Source organism: Nocardioides marmotae (assembly GCF_013177455.1).
GTDB lineage: Bacteria > Actinomycetota > Actinomycetes > Propionibacteriales > Nocardioidaceae > Nocardioides > Nocardioides marmotae.
Genome location: NZ_CP053660.1, coordinates 1,376,286 through 1,392,011, shown reverse-complemented (window position 1 = coordinate 1,392,011; position 15,726 = coordinate 1,376,286). Strand labels below are relative to the sequence as shown.

13 protein-coding genes are annotated in these 15,726 nt (G+C 74.8%); 4 read left to right on the top strand and 9 right to left on the bottom strand.

Going from position 1 to position 15,726, the window contains the following annotated elements; genetic code table 11:
• Positions 1 to 53 precede the first annotated feature (53 nt).
• Entirely contained in the window at positions 54 to 1,748 is a 1,695-nt protein-coding gene (ilvD, locus tag HPC71_RS06675) for a dihydroxy-acid dehydratase (protein ID WP_154616872.1), read from the bottom strand.
• Positions 1,749 to 1,822: 74 nt separating this feature from the next.
• On the bottom strand, positions 1,823 to 2,911 hold the full coding sequence (locus tag HPC71_RS06670) for a WD40/YVTN/BNR-like repeat-containing protein (RefSeq protein WP_154616871.1): 1,089 nt from the start codon (positions 2,909 to 2,911) through the stop codon (positions 1,823 to 1,825).
• A 43-nt stretch (positions 2,912 to 2,954) separates the two neighbouring features.
• Between HPC71_RS06670 and HPC71_RS06665 the strand changes: the two genes are divergently transcribed.
• The 4 genes from HPC71_RS06665 (at position 2,955) to HPC71_RS06650 (ending at position 6,580) form a co-directional block, all read left to right on the top strand.
• Positions 2,955 to 3,824, top strand: a complete 870-nt coding sequence (locus HPC71_RS06665; protein ID WP_253943928.1) for an EamA family transporter — start codon at positions 2,955 to 2,957, stop codon at positions 3,822 to 3,824.
• A 249-nt stretch (positions 3,825 to 4,073) separates the two neighbouring features.
• A complete protein-coding gene (locus HPC71_RS06660; RefSeq protein WP_154616869.1) occupies positions 4,074 to 4,310 on the top strand; it encodes a hypothetical protein in 237 nt (78 codons plus the stop codon).
• Between the two features lie 133 nt (positions 4,311 to 4,443).
• Positions 4,444 to 5,370 carry an alpha/beta fold hydrolase gene (locus HPC71_RS06655; protein WP_154616868.1) on the top strand — a complete coding sequence of 309 codons (927 nt, stop codon included), beginning with the start codon at positions 4,444 to 4,446 and terminating at the stop codon, positions 5,368 to 5,370.
• 1 nt (position 5,371) lies between these two features.
• A complete protein-coding gene (locus HPC71_RS06650) occupies positions 5,372 to 6,580 on the top strand; it encodes a PQQ-dependent sugar dehydrogenase (protein WP_216656563.1) in 1,209 nt (402 codons plus the stop codon).
• Here the strand turns inward: HPC71_RS06650 and HPC71_RS06645 are convergent.
• From HPC71_RS06645 to HPC71_RS06615, 7 genes are all read right to left on the bottom strand, one after another.
• The gene (locus HPC71_RS06645) at positions 6,570 to 7,406 is read right to left on the bottom strand and encodes an ECF transporter S component (RefSeq protein WP_154616867.1); all 837 of its coding nucleotides are present in this window, start codon (positions 7,404 to 7,406) and stop codon (positions 6,570 to 6,572) included. The two genes, HPC71_RS06650 and HPC71_RS06645, sit on opposite strands and share 11 nt — an antisense overlap.
• On the bottom strand, positions 7,403 to 8,971 hold the full coding sequence (locus tag HPC71_RS06640) for an ABC transporter ATP-binding protein (protein ID WP_171896356.1): 1,569 nt from the start codon (positions 8,969 to 8,971) through the stop codon (positions 7,403 to 7,405). Before HPC71_RS06640 ends, HPC71_RS06645 begins: the two co-directional genes overlap by 4 nt.
• On the bottom strand, positions 8,968 to 10,059 hold the full coding sequence (locus tag HPC71_RS06635) for an energy-coupling factor transporter transmembrane component T family protein (protein WP_253943927.1): 1,092 nt from the start codon (positions 10,057 to 10,059) through the stop codon (positions 8,968 to 8,970). The genes HPC71_RS06640 and HPC71_RS06635 overlap by 4 nt, the downstream gene beginning before the upstream one ends.
• Positions 10,060 to 10,117: 58 nt before the next feature.
• On the bottom strand, positions 10,118 to 11,044 hold the full coding sequence (locus HPC71_RS06630; protein WP_171896354.1) for a hypothetical protein: 927 nt from the start codon (positions 11,042 to 11,044) through the stop codon (positions 10,118 to 10,120).
• An 11-nt stretch (positions 11,045 to 11,055) separates the two neighbouring features.
• Positions 11,056 to 12,186 carry a prenyltransferase/squalene oxidase repeat-containing protein gene (locus HPC71_RS06625; RefSeq protein WP_154616864.1) on the bottom strand — a complete coding sequence of 377 codons (1,131 nt, stop codon included), beginning with the start codon at positions 12,184 to 12,186 and terminating at the stop codon, positions 11,056 to 11,058.
• 284 nt (positions 12,187 to 12,470) lie between these two features.
• The gene (locus tag HPC71_RS06620) at positions 12,471 to 13,799 is read right to left on the bottom strand and encodes a phospholipase D-like domain-containing protein (protein ID WP_171896353.1); all 1,329 of its coding nucleotides are present in this window, start codon (positions 13,797 to 13,799) and stop codon (positions 12,471 to 12,473) included.
• A gap of 370 nt (positions 13,800 to 14,169) precedes the next feature.
• Entirely contained in the window at positions 14,170 to 15,564 is a 1,395-nt protein-coding gene (locus tag HPC71_RS06615; protein WP_171896351.1) for a phospholipase D-like domain-containing protein, read from the bottom strand.
• Positions 15,565 to 15,726: the final 162 nt, after the last annotated feature.

Sequence of the window (15,726 nt, the reverse complement as noted above, 5' to 3'; positions counted from 1 at the left end):
CCGGCGGGCTCAGGCCGCGAGCAGCACCAGCAGGAGCCCCGGAGCCGGAGCGGTCAGCTGGTGACCGCTCCGTGGGCCGCGGAGCGGACGGTGGCGGCGTACTTGCCGAGGACGCCGCGGGTGTACTTCGGCGGGTTGGGCTGCCAGCCGACCTTGCGGTCCTCCAGGTCGGCCATCTCCACCTCGAGGCTGCGGTTGAGCACGTCGAGGGTGATCTGGTCGCCGTCGCGGACGAAGGCGATCGGGCCGCCGTCGACGGCCTCGGGGGCGACGTGGCCCACGCAGAGGCCGGTCGTCCCGCCGGAGAACCGGCCGTCGGTGAGCAGCAGGACGTCCTTGCCGAGGCCGGCGCCCTTGATCGCGCCGGTGATGGCGAGCATCTCGCGCATGCCGGGGCCGCCCTTGGGGCCCTCGTAGCGGATGACCACGACGTCGCCGGCGACGATGCGGCCCTCGGCGAGGGCGTCCATCGCGGCGCGCTCGCCGTCGAAGACCCGGGCGGTGCCGGTGAAGACCGACTCGTCGAAGCCGGCGGTCTTCACGACCGCGCCCTCGGGGGCGAGCGAGCCCTTGAGGATGGTCAGGCCGCCGGTCTTGTGGATCGGGCGGTCGAGGCTGCGGATGACGTCGTCGTCGAGGTCCGGCGGGGCGAGGTCGGCGAGGTTCTCGGCCAGCGTCTTGCCGGTGACGGTCAGGCAGTCGCCGTGCATGAGGCCGGCGTCGAGCAGCGCCTTCATGACCACCGGGATGCCGCCGACCTTGTCGACGTCGTACATGACGTACTTGCCGAAGGGCTTGAGGTCGCCGAGGTGCGGGACCTTGTCGCCGATCCGGTTGAAGTCGTCGATGGTCAGGTCGACCTCGGCCTCGCGGGCCATGGCCAGCAGGTGGAGCACGGCGTTGGTGGAGCCGCCGAGGGCCATGACGACGGTGATGGCGTTCTCGAAGGCCTCCTTGGTCATGATCTGCCGCGCGGTGATGCCCTGGCGGAGCAGGTTGACCACGGCCTCGCCGGACTTGTGGGCGAAGCCGTCGCGGCGGCGGTCGACCGCCGGCGGTGCGGCCGACCCGGGCAGCGACATGCCGATCGCCTCGGCGACGGCGGCCATGGTGTTGGCGGTGTACATGCCGCCGCAGGCGCCCTCGCCCGGGCAGATCGCGCGCTCGACCCGGTCGACCTCCTCGCGGGTGATCTTGCCGGCCAGGCACGCGCCGACGGCCTCGAAGGCGTCGATGATCGTGACGTCCTTGCCGTCGACGTTCCCGGGCATGATCGAGCCGGCGTAGAGGAAGACGCTGGCCAGGTCGAGGCGGGCCGCGGCCATCATCATGCCCGGCAGCGACTTGTCGCAGCCGGCCAGGAGCACCGAGCCGTCGAGGCGCTCGGCGCTCATCACGACCTCGACGGAGTCGGCGATGACCTCGCGGGAGACCAGCGAGAAGTGCATGCCCTCGTGGCCCATGGAGATGCCGTCGGAGACCGAGATGGTCCCGAACTCCATCGGGAAGCCGCCGGCCGCGTGCACGCCGTTCTTCGCGGCCTTCGCGAGGCGGTCCAGCGAGAGGTTGCAGGGGGTGATCTCGTTCCAGCTCGACGCGACGCCGATCTGGGGCTTCTCCCAGTCGTCGTCGCCCATGCCGACCGCTCGCAGCATGCCGCGCGCCGCCGCCCGCTCGAGACCGTCGGTGACGTCGCGCGAGCGGGGCTTGATGTCGGGCGTGGGCTTCTGGGGGTCCTGCTCGGTCATGCCCGCCAGCCTAGTCCCGGCCGCCGACGCTCCTCGGCCGGTCTCAGCCGGTGTGACGCGTCAGACGGGCCGGCTCACAGGTCGACCGCCGCCGCGCGCACGACCATGACGTCGGGCAGGTCGGTGACCGCGCAGCGCCAGGTGTCGCCCGCGTCGGTCGAGCACCACACGGTGCCGTTGCGGGCGCCGACGTACAGGCCCGCCTCGGCGTGCTCGTCGGCGCTCATCGCGTCGCGCACGACCGCGGCCCACAGCTCGTCGGGCAGTCCCTTGCCCAGCTCCTCCCACGACCCGCCGGCGTCGCGCGAGCGCCACACACGGGCGCGGCCGTCGGGCGGGAACCGACCGTCGCCGAGGGGGAAGACGTAGACGGTGTCCGGGTCGTGCGGGTGGACGACCACGGGGAAGCCGAAGTCGCTCGGCAGGCCCTCGGCGATCGAGGTCCAGGTGGCGGCGTGGTCGTCGGAGCGGTAGACGCCGCCGTGGTTCTGCAGGAAGAGGCGCTCGGGCCGCGCCGGGTGGCGGGTGACCTTGTGGACGCACTGGCCGAACGCCGGGAACTGCTGCCCCTCGGGCAGGAAGTCCGCCCGGATGCCGGTGTTGCGCGGCTCCCAGGAGGCGCCGTCGTCGGCTGTCTGGTAGACCCCGCCGGTCGAGATCGCGACGGTCGCCGACGCCGGGTCGGTCGGGTGCGGGAGCACGGTGTGGAAGGCCTGCCCGCCGAAGCCTTCCCCCCACTCGGTGCGGTGGGGGTGGTCCCACAGCCCGCGCTCGAGGGCGAAGGTCTGCCCGCCGTCGCGGGACCGGAACACCGCGCCGGGCTCGGTGCCGGCCCAGACCACCTCCGGCTCGACGCCGGGCACGAGCTGCCAGATCCGCTCGACCGAGGCGTCGACGTCGTCGGGGAAGCGCACCGCGCCGCCGGGCGTCTCGTCCCAGGTCTCCCCGAGGTCGGCCGAGCGGTGCACCTGCGCGCCCAGCCAGGTCGAGGCGGAGCCGGCGAGCAGGCGGACCTGCTCGCCGCGGGTGTCGACCATGCAGGAGTAGACCTCCTCCATCGCGAAGTGCGGCCCGGAGAAGGACCACTCCTCGCGCGCCTCGTCCGAGCGGCCGACCCACAGCCCCTTGCGCGTGCCCACCATCAAGATCGTCCCGCGAGCCATCCCCGTTCCTTCCGCCGTGGCGATGTTCGCCTACGTTGACCCGGTGACGCGGGCGAACTCATCGGTAGCCCTGTCGCCGGTCTGGCTCGTCCTCGTCGGCATCGCCTCGGTCCAGCTCGGCGCGAGCATCGCCAAGAGCCTCTTCGACGAGGTCTCGCCCACGACGATCGTGTGGCTGCGCCTGGTCACCAGCGCGCTGGTGCTGCTCGCGGTCGCGCGGCCGGTGCTGCGCGGCAAGACCCGGCAGGACTGGCTGGTCGTGCTGGGGTACGGCGCGTCGCTGGGGTGCATGAACTGGGCGATCTACCAGTCCTTCCAGCGGATCCCGCTCGGCCTCGCGGTCACCATCGAGTTCGTCGGCCCGCTGACCCTCGCGGTGCTCGGCTCGCGCCGGCTGCGCGACCTGGCCTGGGTCGGGCTGGCCGGCCTGGGCGTGCTGCTGCTCGGCTTCGAGCGCACCGACCTCGACCTCGTCGGCGTCGCCTACGCCGTCCTCGCCGGCGCCGCGTGGGCGGCGTACATCCTGCTCAGCGCGGCGACCGGCGCCCGTTGGCGCGGCCTCGACGGGCTCGCCGTGGCGAGCGTGGTCGCGACGCTGCTGCTCTCCCCCGTCGCGCTGGGGCGGTACGGCGACCAGCTCGCCGACCTGCACGTGATCGTCATCGGCGCGCTCGTCGGCCTGCTGAGCTCGGTCGTGCCCTACACCTGCGAGCTGATCGCGCTCCGCTCGATCAAGCCCTCGACGTTCAGCATCCTGATGTCGCTCGAACCGGCGGCCGCGGCGCTGGCCGCCATCGTGGTGCTCGGTGAGCTGCTCGCCCCCGTGCAGTGGCTCGCGATGGCCTGCGTCGTCGTCGCCAGCGTCGGCGCCACCCGCTCGGGCCGCACCCTCGCGGAGCCCGCGCCCGACTGAGCCCGGCGGGGGGCGGCGGGGTTCGCCGGGGTCCGCCGGGGCCGCGGGGTCGGCGGGGTCCGCGGGGGCATGTAACGCATCGTTCGCTGCTCTTCCTGCACGCTGCAACGTGCAGGAAGAGTGGCGAACGGTCCGTTACAAGGGCGCGCGGCCGGCCCGGACGCACCGCGGGGCCGGGGCCGGGGCTGTTCACCCAGACGTCACACGCAGGTGATCGGGGCGTCGCCGGGGCTGCCTACGGTCGAGGGCATGGCCCTCCGCGCGACCCTCCCCCTCCTCCCGGCTCTCGTCCACCGGGTCCGTGAGTGGCCGGAGGCGTCGCAGCTGCAGGCCAGGCGCAACGCCATGGTCGCCTCCACCGCACTGGCCCGACGACGTGCCGAGCAGGTGGAGGTCGAGGAGTTCCTCGCCGTCCTGGCGGGGACGACGAGGACGACCCCGACGACCGCCCCGGCGGTCGCGACCAGGCGCGCGGCGCACGGCTGAGGCCGCCGGCCCGGCACCTCCCTGCCGGGCCGGCGGTCTCCTCCGGGTGCGCACCCGCGCCGACCCCGGGTCCACCCGTGTGCTCCACCACGATTCCCGCCCCCGGTCGGCGCGCTCTGGCACGCTGGGGCGCATGCAGTCGACCGCGGACACCGCGCCCGCCGCCACGATCGCCTTCCGGGACGTCCTCTCCGACGACGGGACCCGGCTCCGCGCCTGGACCAACGACCCCGACCACCGCATCGAGGGCCCGACCGTGCTGCTGTGCAACGGCCTGGGCACCAGCGCGTTCGCGTGGCCGGCGCTGCTCGACCCCGCCTGCGGCGTACGCGTCGTCTCCTGGAACCACCGCGGCACGGGCGGCTCGGACCGCCCCGCCCGCGACGAGGCGTGCGGCGTCGACGAGCTGGTGCAGGACGCGCTGTCGGTGATGGACCACTTCGGCCTGGACCGGGTGGTCGTCATGGGCTGGTCGATCGGCGTCAACACGATGTTCCAGCTCGCGGTCGACCACCCCGAGCGGGTCCAGGGGCTGTTCGCGGTGGCCGGGGTCCCGGGCGACACCTTCTCCTCGATGCTCGGCCCGCTGCGCCTGCCGCGGCCCGCCGCGCGCGCGGTCACCGTCAACCTCTCCCGCGTCGTGCGTCTCGCCGGCAAGGCGATCACCCCGGTGACGACCCGGCTGCCGATCGGCGATCGGGCGATCGCGGTGCTCAGCCACTCCGGCTTCATGTTCCCCGTGGCCGACCCGCAGCTGGCGGCCGCGGCGGTCAAGGCGTTCCTGGCCACGCCGATCGACTGGTACTTCCACATGGCGCTGACCACCTCGCTGCACCGCCGGGTCTCGCTCAGCGGCGTGGACGTCCCGTGCGTGCTCGTCGCCGGCCGCTGGGACGTGCTGGCCGGCGCCCGGCACATCGCGACCGCCGCCGAGCGGCTCCCCGACGCCAGCTACGTCGAGCTGCCGGGGTCCCACTTCGTGCAGATGGAGCACCCCGACGAGGTTCACCGGCTGCTGCTGGACCTCCTCGCCCGCGTCTCCGACGACCAGGTCGCCTGAGGTGGCCCGCCGCGGACGGTCGCCGGCGACGTACGCCGTGGGCGCGCTGGTGCTGCCCCTCGCCCTCGCCGGCTGCGCCCAGGGCGGCGACGAGGTGGAGGTCGACGTCACCGGCACCGCCCCGGCCAGCGCGCGCGCGGGCGACGCCGAGGACTCCGGGGCCTCCCCGAGCGGCTCGGCCGGCCCCGGCGCGTCGCCGAGCGCGCGCACCGAGCTGCCGACCTCGGCGCGGCCGAGGATCGCCGAGACCGTGGTCACCGGGCTCGCCGCCCCGTGGGGGCTGGACTTCCTGCCCGACGGCGACGCCGTCGTCACCGAGCGCGACAGCCGCCGGGTGCTCCGGGTCAGCCCGGAGGGCGAGGTCACCGAGCTGGGCACCGTCGAGGAGGCCGAGCCCCAGACGGAGGCCGGCCTGCTCGGCGTCGCGGTCTCGCCGTCCTTCGCCGAGGACCGGTTGGTCTACCTCTACGTCTCCACCGCCGAGGACAACCGGGTGGTGCGCGCCGAGCTGAGCGGGGACCGGCTCGGCCCGACCGAGGAGGTCCTCACCGGCATCCCCAACGGCTACGTGCACGACGGCGGGCGGCTCCTGTTCGGCCCCGACGGCTACCTCTACGTCTCCACCGGCGAGATCGGCGAGCGCGAGCGCGCCCAGGACCGCGACGACCTCGGCGGCAAGATCCTGCGGATCACCCCCGACGGCGACCCGGCCCCCGGCAACCCGTTCGACTCGCCGGTCTGGTCGTGGGGCCACCGCAACGTCCAGGGCCTGGCCTTCGACGGCGAGGGCCGGCTGTGGGCCTCGGAGTTCGGCGACAGCACGTGGGACGAGCTCAACCTGATCGAGGCCGGCGCCAACTACGGCTGGCCCGAGGTCGAGGGCCGCGCCGAGGGCACCATCGACGGCGGGCCCAGCGGCGACTTCGTCGACCCGCAGGCGCAGTGGTCCACCGACGAGGCCTCCCCCTCCGGCCTCGCGTACGCCGACGGGCACCTCTACCTCGCGGCGCTGCGCGGCGAGCGGCTCTGGCGGGTCCCGGTCGGCCCCGACGGCGCCGGCGAGCCCGAGGCCTTCCTCGTCGGCGAGCTCGGCCGGATGCGCACGGTCGCCTTCGCCCCCGACGGCCGGCTCTGGCTGACCACCAGCAACCGCGACGGCCGCGGCCAGCCGGCCGAGGACGACGACCGGATCCTCGTGCTCAGGCCCTGACCCGGTCCGGCGCGCCCGTGTCGGTCACGGTGCCGGTCACCGTGCCGGTCACCGTCGCGCGACGGGCGGCGCGGCGCAGGGTGGTGAGCACCGCCGGCCCGAGCAGCACGATCGCGACGACGTTGGTGACCGCGCGGATGGTGTCGAAGCTGCCGGTGGACGTGATGAGCGTGTAGCGCAGGAACGTCGCGAGGTTGTCGGCCAGCGAGGCCCCCGGCACGAACGCCAGCGAGCCCTCGTGGCCGGGCACCTGCACACCCAGCAGGAACGGCCACGACGAGAGGTTCATCAGCGCACCGAAGAGGTACGCCGCCACGACGCCGTACGCCGCCAGCATCGCGATCTCCGCGCGGCCGCGCACCCGCCGCGGGAGCAGGCCCGCCCCCATCCCGATCCAGGCCGAGCACATCATCTGGAACGGCAGCCACGGCCCGACACCGGCGGTCATCAGCGCGGAGACGAACAGCGAGGTGCACCCCACCACGAACCCGAACCCCGGCCCGAAGACCCGCCCCGCGAGCACCAGCATGAAGAAGACCAGCTCCACGCCGGCCGTCCCCGCCGAGACCGCCCGCAGCACCGCCTGCACCGCGGTGAGCACCCCCAGCACGGCGAGCACGCGGGCGTCGAGGCCGCCCTCGGTGAGCTCGGCGAGCACCACCGCGACGATCACCGGGAGCAGCGCCAGGAACAGGAACGGCGGGTCGACCCGGGCGTCGGCCGGCGCCTGGAGCAGCAGCGGCCAGCACAGCATCATCAGCCCGGCCAGCGACGCCACGGCCAGCACGAGGGCCGAGCGGCGCGAGACCCGCACCGCCGGCGTCATGCCGGCTCCAGGGCGGCCGCGACCTCATCGACCCGCAGCCACGGCGGGCCGAGGATCTTGGTGACCTGCGGCGCGTACGCCGGCGACTCCGCGACCACGCGGCGGGCAGGACCCGCGGAGACGACCTCGCCCTCGGCGAGCACGACCGCCTCGTCGGCGGCCTGGGCGACGAACTCCACGTCGTGGGTCGCCACGAGCACCGCGTGCCCGTCGGCGGCGAGCCGGCGCAGCGTGGCGGCGAGCACCTTCTTCGCCGCGTAGTCCAGCCCGCGCGTCGGCTCGTCGAGCAGCAGCACCCGGGGACGGGCGGCCAGCACGAGCGCCAGCGCCAGCGCGAGCCGCTGGCCCTCGGAGAGGTCGCGCGGGTGGGTGTCGTCGGGGATGCCCGGCACGAGCGAGTCGAGGATCGCGCGGGTCGTGGGGCCGCCGGCGGCGCACTCCTCGGCGACGGTCTCGAGGTAGAGCAGGTCGGCCGCCTCCTGCGGGAGCAGGCCGACCAGGGCGCGCCGGCCGGCGGCGTCGAGCCGGGCCGGGTCGCTGCCCGCGACGTCGACGGTCCCGCCGTGCCGCTTCCGGCTGCCCTGGAGGGCCCAGAGCAGCGAGGACTTCCCGGCGCCGTTGCGGCCCATGAGCGCGGTCACCCGGCCGGCATCGAGGTCGAGGTCGACCTCGCGGAGCGCGGTGGTGCGGCCGTGGACGACGGTGAGCGCCCGCGCGCCGAGCAGGGGTACGCCGTCGGGCACCGGCCGCGGGTCGGGTGCGGCGAGGTGGAGCGAACGGGCGCGCCGGCGGGCGTCGCGGACGCTGAGCGGCAGCGGGTGCCAGCCCGCGAGCCGGCCGAGCTCGACGATCGGCGGCACGATCGGGGAGGTCTCGAGCAGCTCGGCGGTCTCGCCGACCCGCACCGCGCCGGAGCCGTCGAGCAGCACCATCCGGTCCGCGAACGGCACGACCCGCTCGAGCCGGTGCTCGGCGAGCAGCACCGAGACGCCCAGGTCGTGCACGAGCCGGGTCAGCGTGGCCAGCACCTCCTCGGCCGCGGTGGGGTCCAGCGCGCTGGTCGGCTCGTCGAGGACGAGCAGCCGGGGGTGCATGGTCAGCACCGCGCCGATGGCGACCCGCTGCTGCTGGCCGCCCGAGAGGGTGCGCAGGTCGCGGTCGCGCAGGGCGGCGATCCCGAGCAGGTCGAGGGTCTCCTCGACCCGCCGGCGCATGGTCTCGGGAGGGAGGCCGAGCTGCTCCATGCCGTAGGCGAGCTCCTCCTCCACGGTGTCGGTGACGAAGCCCGCGGCCGGGTCCTGCCCGACGTACCCCACGACGTGCGCGCGGTCCCGCGGCGGGGCGTGGACGACGCTGGCGCCGTCGATGAGCACGTCGCCGGCCAGGACGCCGCCGGAGAAGCGGGGCACCAGCCCGGTCACGACGCCGAGCAGCGTCGACTTGCCGACGCCGGTCGGCCCGCTGACCAGGACCAGCTCGCCCTCCTCGATGGTGAGGTCGACGCCGTCGAGGACCGGCGCCCGGCCCTCGCCGTAGCCGAAGGTGATGCCGCGCAGCTCGATCACGCCGCCACCGTCCTCGGCTCGGGCGCGACGACGGCCGCGAGCGCGCCGACCAGCACGCCCAGGAGCAGGGCGAGGCTGATCTCGGGGACCCGGGTGAGGTCGGGGTAGGCGATCGGGACCTGGTTCCGGGCGGCCCAGACCCCCACGACGCCGACCACGACGCCGCTCGCGACGACGACCAGCTCGGGCCACCGCCAGCGGTCGGCGCGGTAGCGGGTGCGGTCCACCCGACGCCCGGCGCTCACCAGCCCGGCGACGGCCACGACCACGCCGAGGACGAGCATCGGGGCGGCGAGGACGCGCGGGGCGGTCTGGTCGAGCACGCCGTAGACCCCGACGCAGATGCCGCCGAGACCGACGAGCAGCAGCGCCCCGGTCGTCCACCGCTCACGGCGGGTCTGGCCGGGCGCCCGGCCGTAGCCGCGGGCGTCCATGCCGGCCGCGAGCGCCAGCGACCGCTCCAGGGCGTCCTCCAGCACCGGCACGAGCACGCGGCGCAGCCCGCGGACCCGCCGCTCCTCCCCCGCCCGCAGCTGCTGGGCGGCCCGCACCCGGCGCACGCTGTCGGCCAGCTGGGGCAGCACGGTCACCGCGACGACGAGCGCCGTGCCGACCTCGTGCAGCGCCGGCGGCACCGAGCGCAGCAGCCGCTTGGGGTTCGCCAGCGCGTTGGCGGCGCCGATGCAGACGATGATCGTGGCGAGCCGGAGGCCGTCGTACACCCCGCTCAACAGGCCCTCCTGGGTGAGCGGGCCGAGCAGCCGGACGCCGAGCACCCAGTCCGGCAGCGGGATCTCGGGCAGGTCGAGCAGGACGGTGCCGGGGTAGCTGCCGCCGAAGACGATGCGGAAGACGACGCGCAGCACCAGCACGAACAGCGCCAGCCAGAGGTAGAGGCGGAACGACGCCGCCCACGGCTGGTCGGAGCGGCGGGCGACGACCACCAGCGTGGCCACCGCGAGCAGCAGGCCTAGCACGAGCGGGTTGGTCGTCGAGGACGCGGCGGTCGCCAGGCCGATCGCCCAGGCGTACCAGGCGACCGGGTGCAGGTCGCGCGGCAGCCGGGCCGCGCGGGCCCGAGCCCGCACGCCCTGCACCCCACCACCCGACCCGGTCGCCGGCACCGTCCTCGCTGTCATCGCGCGCTCACGGCCTCCCGGTCGCACCGCGGCGACGCACCACGATCAGCGCGACCGCGCCGAGCAGCAGCACGACGAAGACGAGCGGCACCCACGCGGGCAGCCCGTTGTCGCCGGGCTCCGCGGCGGTGGGGGCGGTCTCCTCCGCGTCGGCGGGGTACGTCGTCGCGCCGGCCTCCGACGGGCTGGGCGAGGCCGAGGCGTCGGCGCCGCGCCGACCGTCCCCGCGCTTGCCCTGCTTGTCACCCGGGCCGTCCCCCCGGCGCCCCGCGCTCGCCGACGCCTCGGCCGGGCCGGACGCACCAGCGCCCGGCGCGGAGGCCGTGGGCTCAGCGGGGTCGCTGCCCGCGGGCGCGGTCGACGGGCCACGGGTGGGCCCGGCGCCCGGGGCGCGGGTCGGCTGGGCCGAGGGCGCCGGCTGGGGGCTCGGCGAGGCCGCGGGGGCCCGGTGCGGCGTGGGCGTGGCGCTCGGCGGGCTCTTGGTGGTCGAGCCCTGCCAGGAGAACGCGACGTACGCGCCGTCGGGCACGGTCAGGCTCCCCGCACCCGCCGAGGAGTAGGCCCACGACCCGTTCGTGCCGTCGGACCAGTAGAGCGCCCAGTAGGCGTCGGTGGGCGAGGTGTTCACGCACGGGTCGTCCGCGGGCAGGCCCCCGACGCGACAGACGAAGCCGGGCTGGCGCTGGGCGTAGGTCAGCGGGAAGCCGGCGGCGGCGAAGACCGCGGCCGCGGTGTCACCGCCCCCGCCGGTCACGCACACCTGCTGGACGCCGCCGCCGAGCTCGTTGTGGTCGACGACGGCCGTCACGCCGCTGGCGCTCGAGCAGGCGGCTGCCTGCGCGGGCGCCGGGTCGACGACGGCGCCCACCGCCGCGACCAGGACGGTCGCGGCGGCGAGGCGGGTGAGGAGGCCGCGCAGCTTCGGCGGCAGCACCGGCGCGACCATCAGCGGCAGCCGGCGACGTAGGCGAGGCCCGGCGTGCTCTGCGCGGTCGCCCGGCGCCACTGGTCGCGCTCGGCGACCGCGATGCCATCGCGGCCGGCCAACTTGGCGGCCCGGTCGAAGGGGATCGCGCCCTTCTCCCCCGCCAGCGGCGTGCCGCCGTAGGAGCCGCTGAGCTGCAGCTTCGCGACCCCGCGGGCGGCGGTGCGGGCCGCGCCGCAGCGGCCGGCGTCGCCGAGCGCCCACGCGGCCAGGCCGGTGCTGTTCGCGTTCGGGTCGCCGCCGGTGCGCTGGCCCTCGCTGGCGTACAGACCATCGCGCTGGGCGCGCTTGGCGAGCCAGGCCAGCGCGGCCTTGATCGCGCGGCGCACCTTCGCCGTCTGCTGGGGGACCTCGCGCAGGCTCAGCACCGCGGCCGCGGTGGCGTCGACGCTCGGCTTCGCCTGCGCGCGTCGCGCCTCGGCGCAGGTCTGGGTGCTGGCATCGGCGGGGTCCAGGGTCACCCGGAAGTAGCCGGCGCCGCACTGCTGGGCGAGGAGGAAGCGCACGGCCGCGGCCGCCCGCTTCGACCCGGCCACCGAGAGGGCCTCGGCGGCGAACGCCTGGCCGAGCGTGTTGGCGTAGTCGGCCGAGCCCTGGTCCTGGATCCGGCCCCGGGCGGCGCCGGAGGTCAGGACGCGGCCCTCGAGGCGCTCGACCAGGTCGACGCCGCCGAAGCGGCGGGCGTCGCCGCCGGTGCGCTGCGCCACCACGGCCGCCTTGGCGACCGAGCCGGCGTACACGTCGTCGGAGCCGTAGTCGACCCCCGTGGTCCAGCTGTCGACGTGCGGCGCGAGCGCCTTGCGGACCGCCTTGGCCTGCGCGGCCCGGCCGCCGACGCCGTCCAGGGCGAGCGCGACGTCGGCGGTCAGGCCGTAGTCGTCGACGCCGTAGTGGTCGTTGTGGACCAGCCCGTCGGTGAGCTGACCGGTCAGCCACCGAGCGGCAGCATTCTTCGGAGCGGTCTTCGCGGCGTTCTTCCCGGCGTTCTTCGGCGTGGTGGTCGTGGCGGCCCCGGCGGGGGCTGCGACGAGACCGGCGGACAGCACGGTGGCGGCCATCCCTCCGGCGAGCAGGCGAGCGGCGTTGCGCATGGTTTCCTTCCCGCTGCGACAGCGGGAGGCGACGGCCGGGGTCCCGGCGTGGCCACCCGCTGCGTTCCTCGACAGCGTGTGATCAGGCGTCACGCAGCAGGTGCTCCGGCTCGCCGTGTGGTCCCGGGTGCTGCTGGGTGGTGCTCGGGACCATCGGCCTACGGTTGCGGGTCAGCGCCGGACTCGGACCGGCTTCCCCTGGATGCGGACGGTATGTGGTTGTCGCCGGGCAGCGTACTGGACCGCGCGGCCGCCCGGCGCCCCGCAGGAGGGTGAGGTGTCCCTCAGCCCTCCTGCAGGAGCGCGTACGGGTCGATCCCGTTGACCCGCGAGCCGAGCGGCAGGTGCTCGGGCAGCTCCACCGGCGTGCCCTCCCGGCCGGTCGAGCCCTTGGCGGCGACCCGGCTGCGCGGCGGCGGGTTGTTGAACAGCCGCTCGACGAAGGCGTTGTAGCGCTGGAGCGGGCCCTTGCCCTGGAGCCGGATCAGCACCTCGTCGCTCGGGAGCGCCGCGGGCGACCAGTTCGCCGAGCCGTTGAGGGTCATCGTCGCCGACCGGTCGTTGCCGTGGTGGCCGCGCACGGTGAGCACCTTGGTGTGCAGGTAGCGGTCGTAGACGCCGTCGCCGTTGAAGTCCTGGGTGATCTGGCGCAGCGGCACCGGCTGGGGGCCCTCGCGACGCAGGATGCGGAGCACCTCGTTGCCGGCGACGGCGTACACGATCTTCACGTTGCAGCCGGAGTTCTGCTTGCGGCGCACGGCCCAGGCGATCTTCTTGCCGCGCTCACCGTGCCAGGAGGTCATGGAGATCCGGATCTTGGTCCGGCCGTTGGCGGTGTTGCGCGCTCCCTTGCAGGAGATCTTCGACATCTCGCGCAGGACCGGGTCACCCTTGGTGCCCTTGCCCCGCCAGGGGTAGACCATCGTCTCCAGGCCCTTGGCGAAGGAGCGGTGGCGGTAGCCCTGCTTGACGTTCTTGTCCTTCCACATCTGGGCGAAGACCGTGCGCATCTCCTGGTAGACGGCCTTGCGCCCGACAACGGTGTACATGTCGTTCCACTGGCCGTACGCCGCGAGGTCGGTGGCGTTGAACGAGCCGTTCATGACCACCCAGCGCGCCTTGCCGGCCTGGCTGAACAGGAAGAACTTCGAGTGGGCGATGCCGCCCGGGCCGCGGCAGGCGCTCACGCACTTGCGCAGGCCGCTGCGCAGGTAGGGCTTGCGCGAGGCGTTGCCCTTCTTCAGCGCCCGCTGGAGGCGGTCGACGCCGCGGTTGGGGTTGTCGGGGTTGGCGTTGAGGCGGTCCATGACCACCTTGACGCCGACCTTGCGCTTGCTGTGGGCGCGGATCAGGGCGTCGACGATGTCGTCGCTGCGGATGTTCCAGCTCGCGATCCGGATCTGGCCCTTGCGCGGCACGGCGTCGATCGAGCGGATCACGTGCCCGATCACGGCGCGGCGCGCGGGCCGGTCACCGAGGGGGTCGTTGGTGCGCACCCCGGCGGGCGGGGTGTAGCGCGCGGCCTCCGCCGGCACGCTCAGGGGTCCGGCCAGCAGGGCCAGCACGGCCACCAGCACGGTGGCCGCCGCGAGGCGGGCATGGGGGAAGGGCAAGCGGTTGATCATCGACGAGGCACCCCGGGAATCGGCTCGGTCGTTGGGGGACAGCTGCTCATCGACGGTAACAACCAGGAACGCGCCGATCGCGGACCGGGAGGGGCTCGGCCCGTCGTCGAGCCCCGGGAACGAGACGCCCGCCACCCCGACCGGCCCCGTCCCGACCGGCCGCTCGCGGGGCCGTGGACCCCCGCGGTCGCTAGCCGGGCAAGCGGTCCTCGGCCCGTTGCCCACGCGGCGTACGACGGGGGGCCGGGGGCGGCGCTAGCAGCTCGGCAAGCAGACGGCGGGCGGCTCGCTGCCGGCCCACCATCGGCGTGACCGGACTCTCAGCGCGGCTCCCGGCGCAGCCGGGTGGCCGGCGCCGTCAGTCGACCTCGATCTTGGCGTAGGGGTCGATCACGCCGAGCCGGCGCCCGAGCAGGCGGCCGAGGAGGCCGGGGTCCGGCGGGTTGCGGTAGAGCTTGTCGATCCACCGGTTGTAGGCCTTGAGCACGGGCGCGCGCCGGATCCGGAGCACCGCCTCGTCGCTGTTGAGGACCGCGGGCGACCAGTTCGCGGAGCCGTTGACCACGACCGTCGCGCGGCGGCTGTCGCGGTAGCGGCCCTTGATCGTCAGCACCTTGGTGTGCAGGTAGCGGTCGTAGACGCCGTCGTTGTCGAAGTCCTGGACGATCTGCTCCATCCGCACGGGCCGGCGGCCCTCGCGGCGCAGGATGCGCAGCACCTCGTTGCCCATGACGGCGTAGACGATCTTCACGTCGCAGCCGTTGTTCTGCATCCGGCGCACCCGCCAGGCCAGCCGGGTGCCGCGCTCGCCGAACCAGCTGGTCATCGCGATCCGCACCCGGGTGCGGCCGTCGGCGGTGTTGCGGGCGCCACGGCACCGGACCGCCTTGAGCTCGCTCAGCGCCGGGTCCAGGCGCTTGGCCCGGGGGCCGGCGTAGGGGTAGAAGAACGCGGTCACCGGGCCGATCCGGGTGCGGGTGTAGGCCTTGCGGACCGGCTTGTCGCGCCACATCTCGGCGAAGGTCGTGCGGAAGGCCCGGTAGGCCTTCGGCTTGCCGCGCACGACGTACATGTCGTTCCACTGGTTGCTCGAGGCCAGGTCGGTGGCGTTGAACGAGCCGTTCATCACCACCCAGCGCGCGGCGCCGGTGCGGCTGAAGAGGAAGAACTTGGAGTGGGAGATGCCGGTGGTGCCGCGGCAGGAGCTCACGCACGACTTCACGTGGCTGCGCCGCAGCGGCCGGCGGGCCTTGTTGCCGTGGCCCGACAGCTCGCGCACCAGGTGGCGCACGCCCGGGTTCGGGTCGCCCTTCTTGCCCAGGTTGCCGCGCGACATGATCAGGCGCACCGAGACCCCGCGCCGGTGGGCCGAGGCCAGGGCGCGGGTGATGCCGGCGTTGCGGACGTTCCAGCTCGCGATCCGGATCTCCGCGCGCGGCGGGGTGTGGTCGATCGCCCGGATGACCTGACGCACGATGCGCCGTCGCTGCTGCCGGTCACCGAGCGGGTTGTTGAAGACGACCCCGGCCCGCGGCTTCCACGCCTTGCGGCCCCGCCGCGCCTGCGGCTCCAGCGCGTGCGCCGGCGTGAGCGGCGCGGTCGCCACCCCCGCAGACGCTGGCGCTGCGGCTGGCGCGGCCTGGGCGGGCGCCGCCCCCAGCGACACCGTCCCGACGAGGGTGATGGTCAGCGTGAGGACCAGGGCGAGGACCGTGCTCAGCGCGAGCAGACCCCCGGTACGGCGGACGGACACAAGACTCCTGACGGCAGCAGAACGCCACGGTCCCCCAAGACCGTGCACGCCGCGGTCCCCCAAGACCGCGAATGCACAGGGTACGCCGCCGTCACATCCGTCCCATGTGTCACACGCCCGGGGACACCGATTCACCGGTCCGGTGGGGCCGGTGGGGCCCGG